This window comes from Deinococcus sp. AJ005 (genome assembly GCF_009017495.1).
Taxonomy (GTDB): Bacteria; Deinococcota; Deinococci; order Deinococcales; family Deinococcaceae; genus Deinococcus.
Genome location: NZ_CP044989.1, coordinates 51,590 through 68,107, shown reverse-complemented (window position 1 = coordinate 68,107; position 16,518 = coordinate 51,590). Strand labels below are relative to the sequence as shown.

Sequence of the window (16,518 nt, the reverse complement as noted above, 5' to 3'; positions counted from 1 at the left end):
GGCCGCAGTCGTCAGGGCTTCTCCCCTCTTCTGCCCGCAACTGGTTTCATGAACTGGCTTTCCGCCCTCCAACACCTGCAAGAGCAGGCCATTCCCGGCGTGCTGGTCACCGTCGCCGCTGTGCGGGGCCACGCGCCGCGCGAGGCGGGAGCCAAGATGGTGGTCAGCGTGCAGGAAAGCTGGGACAGCGTGGGCGGCGGCAATCTGGAAGCCACCGCTGTGGAACGGGCGCGGGCGATGCTGAAAGTGTCGGCAAACACGCCGGAACTGCTCACGCTGCGACTAACCGATAAGGCCACCAACGAGTATGGGCGCCAGTGCTGCGGTGGCGAGGTCACGCTGCTGCTGGAACCGCTGGCAACCGTGCGTCCCCACATTGCCATTTTCGGCATCGGACATGTGGGTCTGGAGCTGGGTTTGATCCTCTCGCGGCTGCCACTGAATCTGCATCTGGTGGATTCGCGGGCGGCGCAACTGACCCCAGAGCGGCTTGCCCCACTGATGGGCGGCGAGGCGCGGGTGGAGGTTCATCACTCCCCCATTCCTGAAATGACGTTGCACGAACTGCCGCCCGGCGCGCACATCCTGATCCTGACCCATGACCACGCTGAGGACGCCGCCCTGTGCGACGCGGCGCTGCGGCGGGCAGACCTGGCTTCCATCGGGCTGATCGGCTCGGCGGTCAAGTGGATCCGCTTTCAGGAGCAACTGCGGCGCGAGGGCCACAGCGACGCGGACCTCGCCCGCATCACCACCCCCATCGGCCTGCCGGGGATTTCCGACAAGATGCCCACCGTGATCGCCATCAGCGTGGCCGCACAGCTCGTCATGCTGCTCGAAAGCCAGCGTGCCGCACACGCGCAACCCCCTGCCCTCTCCCCCACCCTGAGGCCCACATGACGCCCATCCTGTCCCCCACCCTTTACCGGGCCGCCTTCATGCACACGCCCTCCAACCCGTTCATGGACGCCGACGCCCTGCACGTTCAGGAAGACGGTGGCCTGCTGGTGGACGGCGGCCAGATCACGGCCAGCGGCGACTTTGCCACGCTGCGCGCCGAATATCCAGAGGCCACCATCACGGACCTGCGCGGCGGCGTGTTGCTGCCGGGTTTCATCGATACGCACGTCCACTACCCGCAGGTTCGCATCATCGGCGGGCTGGGAATGCCGCTGCTGGACTGGCTGGACCATGTGACACTGCCGGAAGAGGCACGGCTGAGCAGCGACACCTACGCCCGCGCCGTAGCAAAGGATTTTCTGCACGGTCTGCGCTGCAACGGCACCACCACCGCGCTGGTGTTCGGCTCGCATTACAAGAGCGCGATGGACCTGTTCTTTGAGGAAGCGGCGGGGACAGGGCTGCGAACCGTGGCCGGACTGGTGGTCAGTGACCGCATGTTGCGCGACGAACTGCACACCACGCCCGAACTGGCCTACAGCGAGGGCAAGGCGCTGATCGAGCGCTGGCATGGCGTGGGCCGCGCCCGCTATGCCGTGACGCCGCGTTTCAGCCTGTCGGCCAGCGAGGGTATTCTGGAGGCCTGTGCCGCGCTGATGAACGAGTTTCCAGACGTGCATTTCACCTCCCACATCAATGAGAACGTGCGCGAGGTCCAGACAGTTAAGGAGCTGTTCCCCGGCAGCCTGGATTATCTGGACACCTATGACCGCGCCGGGCTGCTGGGTCGCCGCAGCGTGCTGGCGCACAGCGTCCATACCATGGACCGCGAGCTGGGCCAGATGGCCGCGCACCACTGCACTGCCGCACATTGCCCATGCAGCAACTCGGCGCTGGGCAGCGGGTTGTTTCCCCTGAAGCGGCACCTGAATGCCGGGGTTCACGTCTCGCTGGGAACGGATGTGGGCGGCGGCACCGGCTTCTCGATGCTCAAGGAGGGCTTACAGGCGTATTTCATGCAACAACTTCTGGGAGAGGACGGCGTGCCGCTGACCCCCGCGCACCTGCTGTACCTGTCCACGCGGGCTGGGGCGCAGGCGCTGGACATGCAAGATCAGATCGGGGATTTCGGCGTGGGCAAGGCGTTCGACGCGGTGTGGCTGCGCCCGCCGGAAGGCAGCACGTTAGACGCCATCCTGAACCACACCAGCAGCCCGTCCGAGACGCTGGCCGCACTGTTCGCCAACGGTACCCAGGCGGACGTGGCCCATGTCTGGGTGGGCGGTGATGAGATTTTTGCCCGCACAGGGTTGAAGAATTCCAGGTTCGCACAACAACAACCACCAGAACTGGTGTCGTAATCCACTGATCCAAACCACAACGCATCCCACCGCACGGCTCTTTTCGATCAGCGAAAAGAGCGAAGGAGACCCTATGTCTGATCCCGCCGCTTCACGCCCCGCACCGCTCGTCCCGCTGTCGGGTCTGGACCGTTACTTTGGCATCACCGCCCAGAATTCAAGTGTCACGCAGGAAATGCGCGCGGGCCTGACCACCTTCCTGACCATGAGTTACATCCTGTTCGTCAACCCGCAGGTGCTGTCCACGGCCATCAACATTCCCAACGCCTTCGTGCAACTGCTGATGACCACGGCGATTGCGGCGGCTTTCGGCTCGGCGGTCATGGGCCTGATCGCCAAGTACCCCTTCGCGCAGGCACCAGGGATGGGCCTGAACGCATTCTTCGCATTCACGGTGGTGCAGGGCATGGGCGTGGCGTGGCAGACGGCACTGGGCGCGGTGTTCATCAGCGGGGTGCTGTTCGTACTGCTCAGCGTGCTGGGGGCGCGGCAGGCCATCGTACAGGCCATTCCCAACTCGCTGAAATACGCCATTACCGGGGGCATCGGGGCATTTCTGGCCTTCCTGGGTCTCAAGAACGCAGGCATCGTGATCGCCAACCCGGCCACGCTGGTGGGCATGGGTTCGCTGGCCTCGCCCACGGTCTGGCTGGCCTCCATCGGCGTGATCCTGACCGCCGCACTGATGGCCCGCAAGATCACAGGCGCGATTCTGTACGGCATCCTGGCCACCACTGTGCTGGGAATCGTGACCGGGGCCGCCGTGTACGCGGGTGGACCGGAAGGCGCGTTGCGTTCCTTTCCCGGCTTTGACGGCAGCTTCCTGGGCATTTTCGGCACGCCGATCTGGCCCAGCGGACTGGTGGGCCAGATGGACATCGCGGGGGCGCTGGGCCTGGGCCTGCTGAGCGTGGTCTTCACTTTCTTCTTCGTGGATTTCTTTGACGCCACCGGCACGCTGACCGGACTGTCGCAACGCGCCGGGTACATTGACGCCCAGGGCAACATGCCGCGCGCCCGCCGCCTGTTCTCGATGGACGGCATCGCCGCCATGTTCGGCGCGTTCATGGGCACCTCCACCACCACCGCCTATGTGGAATCCGCCGCCGGGATCGGTGAAGGCGGACGCACTGGCCTGACCGCCGTCACGGTGGCCGTGCTGTTCCTGCTGAGCATGTTTCTGTGGCCACTGGCCTCCGCCATTCCTGGCGCAGCCACCGCCCCTGCACTGATCCTGGTGGGCGCACTGATGATGGACGGCGTGAGGCACATCGACTGGGACGACATCGCCGACAGCCTGCCGGCCTTCCTGACCATCATCGTCATGCCGCTGACCTTTTCCATCGCCAACGGCGTCAGCCTGGGCGTCATCAGCTACTGCGCCATCAAGCTGCTGAGCGGCAAGGCCAGGGAAGTCAGCCCAATTCTGTACGCAGTCGCGGCGGCGCTGCTGGCGCGCTACATCTGGCTGACCGAGGGCTGAACGTAAAGGCAGGCAGGGCGGTGGGACCGGAGCTGAATGTCTGGCCCACCGCTTCCTTTTGGTTGCAAAAACCGTCGGAGAGGCAGGGCAATCCACCGTCCAGACGCGGCCCATGTGCCAGACTGCCCCAACTCAAAACCCTTTCTGGAGGTTCGTCCCATGACTCAGCACACCGCTCCTGCCGTTGCTCCCCTGCCCGCCGACGGCGTCTATTTCCGCGCCTGCAACCTGTGCGAGGCCATCTGCGGCCTGCAAATCACCGTACAGGGCGGCAAAGTGACCGATCTGCGCGGTGACGTCAACGATCCGCTGAGCAAGGGCCACATCTGCCCCAAGGGAACAGCGTTGCCCGATTTGCACGCGGACCCGGACCGCCTCAAGCGCCCCATGCGGCGCGACGGCGACACCTGGCACGAGATGGGTTGGGAGGAGGCGCTGGATTACGTGGCGGCCCAGCTTCAAGCGGTGCGCGAGAAGCACGGCGCGGACGCGGTGGCCACCTTTCAGGGCAATCCCAGCGTCCACAATAGCGGCACCCTGCTCTCGGCGGGTGGGCTGGTGCGGGCCATCGGCAGCCGCAACCGCTTCACGGCCACCAGCATCGATCAATTGCCCCACCATTTCGCGGGCGCGGAGATGTTCGGCCACCCCTTTTTAATGCCCATTCCCGACATCGACCGCACCGATTTCATGCTGATGATGGGCGCAAATCCCCTGGCCAGCAACGGCAGCATCATGACCGCGCCGGACGTGCGCGGACGGTTGAAGGCCATCCGCGAGCGTGGCGGGCGCGTGGTGCTGCTGGACCCCCGCCGCACCGAGAGCGCGGACCACGCCACCGAATTCCATTTCATCCGCCCCGGCACCGACGCCTATCTGCTGCTGGCGCTGCTAAACGTGATTTTTGCTGAAGGCTTAAAGAAATTGGGACATCTGGCCGATTTCTCCGACGGGTTGAACGATGTGCGGGACGCGGCCCAGTCCTTCACGCCCGAACGTGTGGAAGGGCTGACTGGCGTTTCCGCCGACACCATCCGCACGCTGGCCCGCGATTTTGCCAGCGCCGAGCGCGCCGTGGCCTACGGACGCATCGGCCTGAGCATTCAGGAATTCGGCGGGCTGTCTCAGTGGCTGGTCAACGTCCTGAACGCCGTGACCGGGCATCTGGATTCGGAGGGCGGCGCGATGTTCACCAAACCCGCCTACGATCTGCTTCAGCGGGCGAAGAAGGGTGCGGTCTACCATGGGCGCTTCACGTCGCGCGTGCGGGGTCTGCCCGAATTCGATGGTGAACTGCCCAACGTGACGATGGCCGAAGAAATGACCACCCCTGGCGATGGCCAGATTCGTGCGCTGGTGACGGTGGCGGGCAATCCGGTGCTGTCCACCGCAGACGGCGCGGCGCTGGACAAAGCACTCTCGGGGCTGGAGTTCATGGTCAGCATTGACCCCTATTTGAATGAAACCACCCGGCACGCCCACATCATCCTGCCGCCCGCCTTCGGTCTTGAAGTGGCCCATTACGACATCACCTTTCACCTGCTGGCGGTGCAGAACACGGCGCGGTACTCGCTGCCCGTCTTCCCGATTGCGGGGGACCAGCGTTTCGACTACCAGATCTTCATGGGCCTGACAGAGCGTTTGACCGGCAAGGCAGGCAGCACGCCGGAAGAGAAGTTGAATCTGGGCCTGCGTCATGGCCCTTACAACACCAGTCTGGAGGAGCTGAAGGCCAACCCACATGGCGTGGATTACGGCCCACTGCAACCCTGCTTCCCCGAACGGCTGCTGACCGCCTCTGGCCGCGTCAACCTCGCCCCTGCGCCAATGCTGGCGGATTTGCCCCGGCTGGAAGCGGCGCTGGAAATCACGCCTCCCCCGCTGGTGCTGATTGGGCGGCGGCAGCTTCGCAGCAACAATTCGTGGATGCACAACACGCCGCGCCTGATGCGCGGGCCGGGGCGCTGCACCCTGCAACTCAACCCCTTAGATGCCGCCGGATTCGTGGACGGGCAGGACGTGGAGGTTCGCTCCCGCGTGGGTGCGGTCACGGTCCCGCTGGAACTAACCGATACGCTGATGCCCGGCGTGGCCTCCCTGCCACACGGCTTCGGCCACTCGCGGGCGGGGGTGCGCCTGGGCGTGGCCACCGAACACGCAGGCGTCAGCCTGAATGACCTGACCGACTCCCGCCGGGTAGACGCATTGACCGGGAATGCAGCGGTCAACGGGACGCCGATCACACTGCACGCGGCGGGGGCAAGTGAGGCCAGCGCGGCAGACTGAATAAACTGCCCCTCCACATCTCTCTGCTCAGGCTGAAGGGATTTGGAGTGCCGATGCACCGCGCCAAAGCTAAACTTGGCCGGTGCATACGCAATCCCTGGCCGATCCGAGCGTTCTCGCCGCTCGCCGCGCCCGGCTGCAAGAGCCTCACATTGCGCCCCTGACGGCCTTTGCGGCACGGCTCAGGGAAAGCAAGGCGTTGGGTGGGCGGCTGGACCTGCCCGATTTTGACCCCGAGAGCGGCGGCATCCACACCGACATCCTGTTGTTGCTGGAATCGCCGGGGCCGAAAGTCGCCCAGACCGGTTTCGCCTCCCCCGACAACCCGGACCGCACTGCCGAGAACCTGAGCTGCCTGCTGAAGCTGGCCGGAATTGGCCGTGGACGCTGTCTGCTGTGGAATATCCTGCCGTGGCAACTCAGCGCGGGAGGGGTGGTGACGCCGACAGCGGCGCAGGTCAAAGCCGCGACGCCCGCCACGCTGGAATTGCTGACGCTGCTGCCCGCGCTTCGGGTGGTGGTCTTGGTGGGCGGCAAGGCGCAGGGCGGCTGGCAGTTCGTGTCGTCCAAACTGAGCCGTCCCCTGCCCACCGTAAATTGCCCCCACCCCAGCCCCCGCTACTTCGCCACCGATCCACAGGCCCCAGTGCGGGCGCTGTCGGCACTAGTGGAGGCGCGGCTGCTGGCGAAAAATACCGTCTCCTAGCGGGTTTGAGGGAACCCCAGATCCACCTTGCTTCCCGCCGGATCGGGCCAGCGCGAGGTGATCACCTTGCTCCGGGTGAAGAATTTGATGCCTTCGGGGCCATACATGTGCGTGTCGCCGAACAGGCTGGCCTTCCAGCCGCCGAAGCTGTAATACGCGACGGGAACAGGCACCGGTACATTCACGCCCACCATCCCCACTTCGACATCAAACTGGAATTGACGGGCCGCGCCACCGTCGCGGGTGAAAATGGCGGTGCCGTTGCCGTACTCGTTGTCATTGATCAGCTTCAAGCCTTCCGCGTAACTGTCTGCCCGCACCACGCACAGCACCGGGCCGAAGATTTCATCGTCGTAGGCGTCCATGCCGGGTTTTACGTCGTCCAGCAGGGAAACACCCAGGAAGAAGCCATCCCCATCGAACTCCATCTCGCGCCCATCTACCACGACTTTCGCGCCCTGTTCCTGTGCAGAGCCGATGTATCCGGCCACCCGGTCCCGGTGTTCGCGGGTAATCAGCGGCCCCATCTCGTTGCCTTCCACGTCGCCGGGGCCGATCTTGAGGGCGGGGAGGCGCTCCTGAATGGCGCTGATCAGTTTGTCGCCCGAGTCGCCTACTGCCACCACCACGCTGATCGCCATGCAGCGCTCGCCCGCCGAGCCATAAGCGGCAGATACGGCGGCGTCGGCGGCCATACCGATATCGGCATCGGGCAGCACCAGCATGTGGTTTTTCGCGCCGCCCAGCGCCTGCACGCGTTTGCCAGCGGCGGTTCCCTTCTCGTAAATGTATTTGGCAATCGGCGTGCTGCCCACGAAGCTCACGGCGGCAATTCCGGGGTGTTCCAGAATAGCGTCCACCGCCTCCTTGTCGCCGTGGACGACGCTCAGCACGCCGTCGGGCAATCCGGCCTCCTTCAGCAGTTCGGCCATGAAGTTGGCGCTGGAGGGGTCTTTCTCGCTGGGTTTGAGGATAAAGGCATTGCCGCAGGCCAGCGCGTTTCCCAGCATCCACAGCGGCACCATTGCCGGAAAGTTAAACGGCGTGATGCCCGCCACCACGCCCAGCGGTTGCTGGATGCTGTACACGTCCACACCCGTGCTGACCTGTTCGGAATAGCCGCCGCGCAGCAGGGTGGGAATGCCACAGGCGTATTCCACGTTCTCCAGCCCACGCGCGATCTCGCCCAGCGCGTCGGAATGCACCTTGCCGTGTTCGCGGGTGATGATGCGGGCGAGGTCATCCCGCCGCGCCGAGAGCAGCTCGCGGAACTTGAACATCACGCTGGAGCGCACGCTGAGGGAACTGGTCCGCCACTTCAGGGCGGCGGCGGTGGCGATCTGCACCACGGCGTCAATCTCGGCGGCGCTGGCGAGGGGAAGCTGCGCCTGAATCTGTCCGGTGGCCGGGTTGTAAACGGGGGAAGTGCGGCCCGATTTGCCTTCAGCGGGCGCGTTGTTGATCCAGTGAGTGAGGGTGGTGGTTTTTTCAGTTGTAGCGGTCATGGATGTACCTCCGTGTCATTCAGGCAACGCTGAGCGGGCGTCTGCGATTGACCCCCTCCCCAACCCTCTACTTCGTAGCTGTGCCAGTCCCCCATAAAGAGGGAGGGAGCAAGAAGATCGGGAGCTTTTTTCTTTTCTAGCCCCTCTTTATGGGGGGCCGCCGTATAGCGGCTGGGGGGTGGTGAGCGGAGCGAACTTATTTAATCCGCCGCCACAGCCCCAGCCAACGTCGCATCCACCAACGCCAGCGCCTCCTCATACACGTCCAGTCCGGCGTCCAGCTCTTCTTTCGTGACCACCAGCGGCGGGCAGACCCAAAGGAAATTGAAGCGGCTGTAAGCATAGACGTGCTTGCTCCGCAGGTGCGCGGCCAGTTGGCCCATTTCCGCCGAAGTGCCGCCAAACGGGGCCAGCGGCTCCTTCATCGCCTTGTCCTTGACCAGCTCCAGAACGCTGAACAGGCCCTTGTAGCGCACGTCGCCCACGCAGGCGTATCTGGCCTTCATGGCCTCCAGGCGCTGTCCCAGGTACGCGCCCAATTCCAGCGCGTTTTCAAACAGGCCCTCGTCCTCATAGATCGCCAGATTCTCCACGGCGGCGGCGCAGCAGACCGGGTGTCCGCTGTAGGTCAGGCCGCCCCACAGCATGTGCGTGTCGAAGTAGTCGGCGATGGGCTGACTCACGATGCACGCGCCCAGCGGCATATATCCGCTCGTCAGGCCCTTGGCGCAGGTCACGATGTCGGGCTTGATGCCGTAGTGCTGCGTCGCCAGCCATTTGCCGGTGCGCCCGAAGCCGCTCATCACTTCGTCGGTGATCAGCAGGATGCCGTACTTGTCGCACAGGGCGCGCAGTTTGAGATAGTAGTCGTCGGGCGGCACCAGCAGGCCGTTGCTGCCCGTGATGCCCTCGACCAGAATCGCGGCGATGCTGTCCGGCCCTTCCATCTGAATGATCTCGTCGATGTGCGACACGCATTCGCGGCCACACGAATCCGGCGTCTTTCCGAAAGGACAGCGGTAGCAGTACGGGTCAAAGGCGCGCACTACGCCTGGCACTCCCGGCTCCACCGGCCAGCGACGCGGATCGCCGGAAGCGGTCATGCTGCCCATCGTCGCGCCGTGGTAACTGCGGTAACGGGTGATGATCTTATCGCGACCTGTCACCAGCCGGGCGATCTTGATGGCGTTCTCGTTGGCCTCGCTGCCGCCCAGGGTGAAGAAGGTCTTGGCCAGCCCGGTGACCTCGGCCAGCTTTTGCCCTAGCTTGCCGCGCGGCTCGGTGGCGAAGGACGGCCCAGCGAAGCACATGGTATCCACCTGCTTTTTGATGGCTTCCAGCATACGCGGGTGCTGGTGGCCGATGTTCAGGTTGATCAACTGGCTGGAAAAATCTAGCCAGTTGTTGCCATCGCCGTCAAAAAAGTGACTGCCTTTGCCCCCGGTCATCACGGGGGGCAGCGGCCCGCCCTGCACGGACCACGAGAACATGGTGTAGTCACGGTTTTGCTGGGCTATTTCCTGGGCGATGTCGTGGGCAGAGGCGACGGGTTCAGAGACGGATGGGCGCTCTTCGGTACTGGTCATGGACGAACCTCCGGGCAAGAGTTGTGGAGCGGGATGCTGGGGCTATTGTCCTCCTTTCGCCGTACCCGACTCAAGAGACAGGGTGTCCAAAAGACGGCGTTCTCAGGAACCTCTGGATAGTTCCAGCGCCAGCAGCAGCCCCAGTTGCCGCCGGGGGTCATCCAGATCGCCCAGCATGGCCCGCAACTGTTCCAGGCGGTAATAGACCGTCTGACGGCGCACGCCCAAGCTGCGGGCGGATTCGGCCACATTGAAATTGCAGGCCAGGAGTGCGGTCAGGGTGTCCAGCAGGGTCAGGCGCGGGCGCGGTGGCAATGCCAGCACTGCGCCCAGATGCGAGGCCACGAAATCGGCGGCGCGGCCCGTCTCGTTCAGGGCGTCGGTCAGGGGGGCCAGCGAGGGCGGGCTGACAGCGGCGGGCGGCCTGAGAATCCGGGCGTGGGCGGCGCGGGTCAGTTCCGCAAAGTTGACCTCCTGCCCAAAGACGATCAGCGGAAAGTCGGTCTCATGGGCCGCCTCCAGCACTGCCAGTGGGAGTTCACGCACCTCGCGCACCAGCTCCAATGCCAGCCCGTGCGCCCCGCCAGCGGCCAGCGAGCGGATGTAAACCGCAGCATCCTCCCCGATCAGCGGTGTCCCCGTGCTGAGCAGCAGTTCCCCGCCGCTGAGAAAACGGGCCGCATCACTGATCTCGGAGACATGAACCCAGGTGATCGGCCCCTCCAGTCGGGCGTGACCACTCCTGACCTCTGCACCCGCGAAGGCGGAGAGGGTCAGCAACTCGGCCAGGGTGGGCAGCATGGGCACAGCTTAGCGGGCGAAAAGAAACCCCTCTCCTGCGGAGCTGTGCCAGCCAGTCCGCTGTGCGGCCAGCTCCCCTCAAAAGGGAACCGAGAAGCGTAGAAAACCGTGCCAAGCAAGAGTTTTCTTGCCTCCCTTCTAAGGGGAGGTGGCGCGTAGCGCCGGAGGGGTTAACCGTGGGAGCCACTCCAAATGCTGTACAACATCCCTCTCCCCGTCCACCCCTAACGAACGCCCGTTAGGTGGCGTGGCGTACAGTAATCACATGTCCAATTCAGATTCACGCGGCTTTCGCACGCGCGCCGTTCACGCAGGGCAGGGGATCGACCCAGCCACGGGCGCGCACGCCACGCCGATTTACGCCACCAGCACCTTCGCCTACGGCAGCGCCGAGCGCGGCCAGCGCCTGTTTGCGGGCGAGGAAAGCGGCTACTTCTACTCGCGCGTGACCAACCCCACCGTCCGCGCCTTTGAGGAAAAACTGGCCGATCTGGAGGGCGCGCAGGACGCCGTGGCCTTCGCCAGCGGCATGGGAGCAGTGTCGGCCATCGCCATGACACTGCTCAAGCCGGGGGATGAAGTTGTCTTTCTGGCTCCCCTTTACGGCGGCACAGAGGGCTTCCTGCTGGAAGTGGCGGGCAAATTCGGCGTGACCGTCCACGAGGCGCACGACGAGGCCGATCTGGAAAGCAAATTGACTCCGAAGACTCGGATGGTCTGGCTGGAAACGCCCACCAACCCGCGTCTGGGCATCCTCGATCTGACGCGGGTGGCACAGGCGGCCAAGACGGTAGGGGCGCTGACGGTGGCCGACAGCACCTTCAGCACGCCATACCTGACGCGGCCCATTGAACACGGTTTTGATCTGGTGATGCACAGCGCCACCAAGTACCTGGGCGGGCATGGCGACGCCATTGGCGGCATCGTGGCCGGACCTGCGGACATGCTGGCCGAACTGCGCGGCGTCGGTTTAAGACATATCGGCGCGTCGCTGGGGCCGTTTGAGGGCTACCTGTTCCTGCGCGGCATGAAAACCCTGCCCCTCCGGATGGAGGCCCACTGTGCCGGAGCGTCGGCACTGGCGAACGCCTTGCAGGGCCATCCGGCGATTGAGGCGCTGTATTACCCCGGTCTCAAAGACCACCCCGGCCACGAGGTTGCCGCACGGCAAATGCGTGCTTTCGGCGGACTGGTCAGCATTGATCTGGGCGATATGGGGGCGGCCATGACGTTTCTGAACAGCCTGAAGCTGTTCACGCAGGCCGTCAGCCTGGGCGACGTGGAGAGCCTGACCTGTCACCCCGCCAGCACCACCCATGCGCTGCTGGGCGAGGAGGCCCTGCTGCGCCAGGGCGTGACGCCGGGTCTGGTCCGCATGAGCGTGGGTATTGAAGACCCGGACGATCTGGTGAAAGACGTACTGGCGGCACTGGAGAAGGTACGGGTCAAGGAACTGGCGTAAACGCGCCACCTGCTGTTCTTTTCCGCTAGCCTGACCGCATGACCCGCACCTCCATTGACCTGAATGCCGACGCGGGCGAGTCCTACGGGGCCTGGACGCTGGGCGACGACGCTGGCCTCTTTCCCCTGCTGAGCAGCGTGAATATCGCCTGTGGCTTCCACGCGGGCGATCCGCTGACCATGCAGGGAACGGTGGCACTTGCCAAAAAACATGGCCTGGGTATCGGCGCACACCCCAGCTATCCAGACCTTCCGGGTTTCGGGCGACGCATCATGGAGTCTGCCCCGGATCAGGTCTATGCCGACACGCTGTATCAGATCTCGGCGCTGGCGGGAATGGCCAGGGCTGCTGGGGTCCCCTTACAGCACGTCAAGGCCCACGGTGCACTCTCCACCCGCGCCTGGACGCACGCGCCGACGGCGGCGGCGATTGCCCAGGCCACCCGTGATTTTGACCCGGATTTGCCGCTGATGGTCCTGCCCGCCACACTGCTGGAAACAGAGGCCCGACGGCTGGGCGTTCCGGTGGTGCTGGAAACTTTTCCCGAACGCGCCTATTTACAGGATGGACGGCTGGCCCCGCGTTCTATGCCCGGTTCCAGCATTCATGACCCTGCCGAGGCTGCCCGCCGCGCGGTGATGATGGTCACCCAGGGCCGCGTTGAGGCGATAGACGGGGGGTTTTTTGAGTTTGAAGTGAACTCGCTGTGCATCCACGGCGACAACCCCAATGCTGTTCAAATCGCTCAGGCGGTGCACGAAGCGTTAAATAGAGCGGGCGTGGAAATTCGTTCGTTCTCGCGTCCAGAGCTGCCCTGAATGCAGCGTTCCGCTCACGCCACTGGCTTTTACATCCAGTTCTCCCAGGAGTTGGACCTCCATCAGAACGCACGCCTGCACGCCTTTCATCGGGCGCTGAGAGCGGACTGGCTGCCGGGCGTCACCGATCTCGGCCCCGGTTACGTCAATCTGTTCGTGGAGTACGACGAGGCGAAGGTTGCGGGCGCAGTGGTGCGGGAATGGGTAGCGCGGCATCTGCGAAGTTTCGATGATAAGGCGGAAGCTGAGGGCCGCCTGATTGAGTTGCCCGTCCGCTACGATGGCCCCGACTTGCCCGATGTCGCGGAACGCACCGGCCTGAGCGAAGCGGAAGTGATCCGCCTGCATTCGGGTTCTGAATATCACGTCTACGCGGTGGGCTTCACCCCCGGCTTCCCGTTCCTGGGTGAAGTTCCCGAAGTTCTGAGGCTGCCGCGCCGCTCTACCCCACGCGCCACCGTCCCATTCAATGCCGTCGCCATCGCCAACGCCCAGACCTGCGTGTACGCTCTACCCTCGCCAGGAGGCTGGAACCTGCTGGGAACAGCGCTCGACACTATTTATGACCCGAATCGTGCTGAACCTTTCCTGATTGCGCCGGGAGACCGGGTGCGATTTCACCCCTCGGAAGGCGAAACGCCGCCCCTGCCCAACGTGCGCGGGACGTGGCCTGCCGAACCGCGCTGGCCTGCTCTGCGGGTGGAAAAGCCCGGCCTGCTGGATCTGCTGATGGACGGCGGACGTCTATTTCAGGCGCATGTCGGGCTGGCGCGCAGTGGCCCGCTGGACACCCGCTCAGCCCACTTTGCCAACGGTCTGGTGGGCAACGCGCCGGACGCACCGTTGCTGGAGCTGACGCTGAAAGGCCCCGTGCTGACCGCTCTGCGTGACCTCGTGGTGGGCGTGGCCGGGTTTGGAATGCGCCCCGAGAGTCAGCCAATGCAGCGGAGCTTCCGACTGCGGAAGGGTGAAACGCTACGCTTTACCTCCACCCAGACGGGTGGAAGAGCCTATCTGGCGGTGGCAGGGGGCTTTGAGGGTACGCCGTTCCTGGGCAGTTGCAGCACGGACCTGATTGGCCGGGTGGGGCGGCCACTGCGGGCGGGCGACATGCTGGGACTGGCGGGGTTGCAGGAGGCCATGCCAGGTTTTGCCAACCTGCCACTCACCCTGCCCCAACATGTCACCCTGCGTCTGCTGCCCGGCCCGCAAGCCTCACTGGAAGCATTGAACGCCCTGGGCCGCGCCCCCTTCCGCGTGGCTGGATCGGACCGCATGGGCCTGCGCCTGGGCGGACCCAAAGTTCCGGGCGGTCAGGTCACCAGCGAGGCCACCCCGCCTGGAGCCGTGCAGGTCACGCCTGCCGGGGAGCCGATTATCCTGCTGGCAGACCGGGGGCGCATTGGCGGCTACCACAAGCCCGCCGTCGTCCACCCGCAGGATTTGCCGCTGGCAGCGCAGTTGCGGCCCGGTCAGCTCGTATCCTTAAAACCCAATACTACGGGCACACCTGAAGCCTGGGCGCGGCGCTGGTTTCTGGACGCTCAACCCTCATCCACAACAGCACCTACAGGAGAAAAAAGATGATCAATCCCCAGCGTTTTACCGACAGAACCGTTCTCATCACAGGTGCGGGCGGCGGCATCGGGCGGGCGGTGGCCCTGCGCTTCGCCTCCGAGGGCGCGAACGTCGCCGTCAACGACATCAAGCCTGACATGGTGCAATCGGTGGTGGACGAGATCACGGCGGCGGGCGGCTCTGCTCTGGCCGCCGCCGCCGACGTATCCGACGCTGCTCAGGTGGACACCATGTTCGGCAGAGTGGAAGCCGAACTGGGGTACGTGGACGTGCTGTACAACAACGCCGCTTTAATTGACACCACCCGTCACTTTCTGGAAGCGGACGAGGCGTGGTGGGACCGCATTCAGAAAGTCAACCTCAAGAGCGTGTTTCTCTGCTCTCACCGTGCGGCGGGCGTCATGGCGCGGCGGCGCAAGGGCGTAATTCTGACCACGTCCTCTGGCGGCGGAACCCGCGCCCACCGGGGCAACGTGGCCTACGACGCCACCAAAGGCGGCATTGAGGCCATGACCCGCTCTATGGCCCTGGACCTCGCGCCCTACGGCATTCGCGTCTGCGGCGTGGTGCCGGGCTTTATCAACACCTACGGCCTGACCGAATCCGAGTTGCGCGAACGCGAGAAGACTGTGCCGCTGGGCCGCTACGGCGTGGCTGAGGACATGACCGGGGCGGCGCTGTTCCTGGCCTCCGACGACGCCTCGTACATCACCGGGCAGTTCATCAGCGTGGACGGCGGCGTGCTGGTGCAGCAGCGCTCGGCAAACGTGGACACCTATCCGGTGGAGGGATTCCCCGTTATTGAAGCTGATTTGAAATGAATCAGACCGCAGACATCATCGTGATTGGCGCTGGCATTATCGGCGCAGCCAGTGCGTACCGATTGGCCCAGCGTGGCCTGAGGGTGGTGGTGCTGGACAAGGACCGTCCCGCCAGCGGCTCCACAGGGCGCAGCGTGGCGGGCGTGCGGGCGCAGTTCAACAACGCCACCAACATCCTGCTATCGCGCGAAAGCATCGCCGAATACGCCGCCATGCCGCAGTCGGGCTACCGCGCCGAGGGCTACCTGATGCTGATCCCGGAGGCGGGCTGGGCCGAACACCGGGAGGCGGTGGCCCTGCAACAGAGTCTGGGCATTCCCTCCGTTGCGTTGACGCCCGACGAGGCCCAGCAATACGCCACTTTTGACACCGCTGGCCTGGGCGGGTGCAGCTTCTGCCCCACGGACGGCAAGGTGGACGCCCACAGCCTCAACCACGAATACGTGCGGCTGGCGCGCGAATCTGGGGCGCGGGTGGTGCTGGACACGCCCGTCACGGGGATTGAGCGGTTGGGCGAGGTCTGGCAGGTACAGACGCCGGGCGGCACATTTGAAGCGCCTCAACTCCTGAACGCTGCCGGGGCCTGGTCTGGCGAGATAGGCAAGCTGGCGGGCCTTGAAATTCCCGTTCACCCCGCCCGCCGGATGGTCTTCAGCACTGGCCCGCTGACACTGCCCCGCCCCGTTCCCATGACCTTTGACCTGACCAGCGGCGTCTACCTGCGCTCGGAGGGCGAACGCCTGATCTTCGGGCGGGCAGACCCTGGCGACACCGGCTGGCGAGAGGGCCTGAACTGGGACTGGCTGGAACCCACCCTGACCCTGGCGCTGGAGCGCTGGCCGTGGCTGAGCGCGGCCTCGCTGGACCGCAAAGCCAGTTGGTGGGGCTACTACGAACTCACGCCGGACGGCTTTCCGGTGGTGGGCCGGATGCCCGGCGCAGAGGGCTGGCTCAATGCCTGCGGTTTTTCCGGGCATGGCGTGATGCAGGCCGCCGCCACGGGCCGCGTAATGGCGCAAATCGCGGCAGGCGAGACACCGTTTATTGATGTCTCGCCGCTGGGGATCGAGCGTTTTGCCGGATCAGAGGTCAGGCGGCTGGATTTGCAGGTGTGAGACTTGCCCGTTTTTGTCGGTGGTGAGCCATCATTGACGAAGACGGGACGACGATCAAGGTGTCGGCATTGGCGTGATGTTGCTCCGGGAATGGAT

At 64.7% G+C, this 16,518-nt stretch carries 13 protein-coding genes; 10 read left to right on the top strand and 3 right to left on the bottom strand.

All coding sequences use genetic code 11. The features are described from left to right. Positions 1–48: 48 nt before the first annotated feature. From xdhC to DAAJ005_RS00685, 5 genes are all read left to right on the top strand, one after another. Positions 49–900 (top strand): xanthine dehydrogenase accessory protein XdhC, encoded by an 852-nt coding sequence (gene xdhC / locus DAAJ005_RS00705; protein ID WP_151845423.1) that lies wholly within the window; start codon positions 49–51, stop codon positions 898–900. After that, complete coding sequence (gene guaD / locus DAAJ005_RS00700) at positions 897–2,261, top strand: guanine deaminase (RefSeq protein WP_151845422.1); 1,365 nt, start codon at positions 897–899, stop codon at positions 2,259–2,261. The genes xdhC and guaD overlap by 4 nt, the downstream gene beginning before the upstream one ends. Positions 2,262–2,334: 73 nt before the next feature. After that, a complete protein-coding gene (locus tag DAAJ005_RS00695) occupies positions 2,335–3,744 on the top strand; it encodes an NCS2 family permease (protein ID WP_151845421.1) in 1,410 nt (469 codons plus the stop codon). Between the two features lie 159 nt (positions 3,745–3,903). Next, complete coding sequence (locus DAAJ005_RS00690) at positions 3,904–6,030, top strand: molybdopterin-dependent oxidoreductase (protein ID WP_151845420.1); 2,127 nt, start codon at positions 3,904–3,906, stop codon at positions 6,028–6,030. Positions 6,031–6,112: 82 nt separating this feature from the next. Continuing rightward, entirely contained in the window at positions 6,113–6,736 is a 624-nt protein-coding gene (locus DAAJ005_RS00685) for a uracil-DNA glycosylase (protein ID WP_151845419.1), read from the top strand. On the opposite strand, the gene DAAJ005_RS00680 is transcribed toward DAAJ005_RS00685, so the two are convergent. The 3 genes from DAAJ005_RS00680 to DAAJ005_RS00670 form a co-directional block, all read right to left on the bottom strand. Then, on the bottom strand, positions 6,733–8,241 hold the full coding sequence (locus DAAJ005_RS00680) for a CoA-acylating methylmalonate-semialdehyde dehydrogenase (protein WP_151845418.1): 1,509 nt from the start codon (positions 8,239–8,241) through the stop codon (positions 6,733–6,735). The genes DAAJ005_RS00685 and DAAJ005_RS00680 overlap by 4 nt on opposite strands. 200 nt (positions 8,242–8,441) lie before the next feature. Further along, positions 8,442–9,731: an aminotransferase class III-fold pyridoxal phosphate-dependent enzyme gene (locus DAAJ005_RS00675; RefSeq protein WP_255447946.1), complete on the bottom strand. Its 1,290-nt coding sequence runs from the start codon at positions 9,729–9,731 to the stop codon at positions 8,442–8,444. A gap of 198 nt (positions 9,732–9,929) precedes the next feature. Beyond that, positions 9,930–10,628 carry a PucR family transcriptional regulator gene (locus DAAJ005_RS00670; protein ID WP_151845416.1) on the bottom strand — a complete coding sequence of 233 codons (699 nt, stop codon included), beginning with the start codon at positions 10,626–10,628 and terminating at the stop codon, positions 9,930–9,932. 265 nt (positions 10,629–10,893) lie between these two features. On the opposite strand from DAAJ005_RS00670, the gene DAAJ005_RS00665 reads away from it, so the two are divergent. Genes DAAJ005_RS00665 through DAAJ005_RS00645 form a run of 5 tightly spaced genes read left to right on the top strand, consistent with a single transcriptional unit; the run spans position 10,894 to position 16,422 of the window. Beyond that, on the top strand, positions 10,894–12,090 hold the full coding sequence (locus DAAJ005_RS00665; protein WP_151845415.1) for a PLP-dependent aspartate aminotransferase family protein: 1,197 nt from the start codon (positions 10,894–10,896) through the stop codon (positions 12,088–12,090). A 38-nt stretch (positions 12,091–12,128) separates the two neighbouring features. Then, positions 12,129–12,908, top strand: a complete 780-nt coding sequence (locus DAAJ005_RS00660) for a LamB/YcsF family protein (RefSeq protein WP_151845414.1) — start codon at positions 12,129–12,131, stop codon at positions 12,906–12,908. Continuing rightward, positions 12,909–14,495, top strand: coding sequence for a 5-oxoprolinase subunit PxpB (pxpB, locus tag DAAJ005_RS00655; RefSeq protein ID WP_151845413.1), 1,587 nt, complete (start codon positions 12,909–12,911; stop codon positions 14,493–14,495). Continuing rightward, on the top strand, positions 14,492–15,307 hold the full coding sequence (locus tag DAAJ005_RS00650; protein ID WP_151845412.1) for an SDR family NAD(P)-dependent oxidoreductase: 816 nt from the start codon (positions 14,492–14,494) through the stop codon (positions 15,305–15,307). Before pxpB ends, DAAJ005_RS00650 begins: the two co-directional genes overlap by 4 nt. Next, a complete protein-coding gene (locus DAAJ005_RS00645) occupies positions 15,304–16,422 on the top strand; it encodes an FAD-binding oxidoreductase (RefSeq protein ID WP_151845411.1) in 1,119 nt (372 codons plus the stop codon). The genes DAAJ005_RS00650 and DAAJ005_RS00645 overlap by 4 nt, the downstream gene beginning before the upstream one ends. Positions 16,423–16,518: the final 96 nt, after the last annotated feature.

Bases quoted from the DNA above. Each gene is read 5' to 3' on its own strand.
- guaD (WP_151845422.1), top strand. From the start codon at position 897: ATGACGCCCATCCTGTCCCCCACCCTTTACCGGGCCGCCTTCATGCAC.
- DAAJ005_RS00680 (WP_151845418.1), bottom strand. From the start codon at position 8,241: ATGACCGCTACAACTGAAAAAACCACCACCCTCACTCACTGGATCAAC.
- DAAJ005_RS00645 (WP_151845411.1), top strand. From the start codon at position 15,304: ATGAATCAGACCGCAGACATCATCGTGATTGGCGCTGGCATTATCGGC.
- DAAJ005_RS00660 (WP_151845414.1), top strand. From the start codon at position 12,129: ATGACCCGCACCTCCATTGACCTGAATGCCGACGCGGGCGAGTCCTAC.
- DAAJ005_RS00695 (WP_151845421.1), top strand. From the start codon at position 2,335: ATGTCTGATCCCGCCGCTTCACGCCCCGCACCGCTCGTCCCGCTGTCG.
- DAAJ005_RS00690 (WP_151845420.1), top strand. From the start codon at position 3,904: ATGACTCAGCACACCGCTCCTGCCGTTGCTCCCCTGCCCGCCGACGGC.
- DAAJ005_RS00675 (WP_255447946.1), bottom strand. From the start codon at position 9,731: ATGTTCTCGTGGTCCGTGCAGGGCGGGCCGCTGCCCCCCGTGATGACC.
- pxpB (WP_151845413.1), top strand. From the start codon at position 12,909: ATGCAGCGTTCCGCTCACGCCACTGGCTTTTACATCCAGTTCTCCCAG.
- xdhC (WP_151845423.1), top strand. From the start codon at position 49: ATGAACTGGCTTTCCGCCCTCCAACACCTGCAAGAGCAGGCCATTCCC.
- DAAJ005_RS00665 (WP_151845415.1), top strand. From the start codon at position 10,894: ATGTCCAATTCAGATTCACGCGGCTTTCGCACGCGCGCCGTTCACGCA.
- DAAJ005_RS00670 (WP_151845416.1), bottom strand. From the start codon at position 10,628: ATGCTGCCCACCCTGGCCGAGTTGCTGACCCTCTCCGCCTTCGCGGGT.
- DAAJ005_RS00650 (WP_151845412.1), top strand. From the start codon at position 14,492: ATGATCAATCCCCAGCGTTTTACCGACAGAACCGTTCTCATCACAGGT.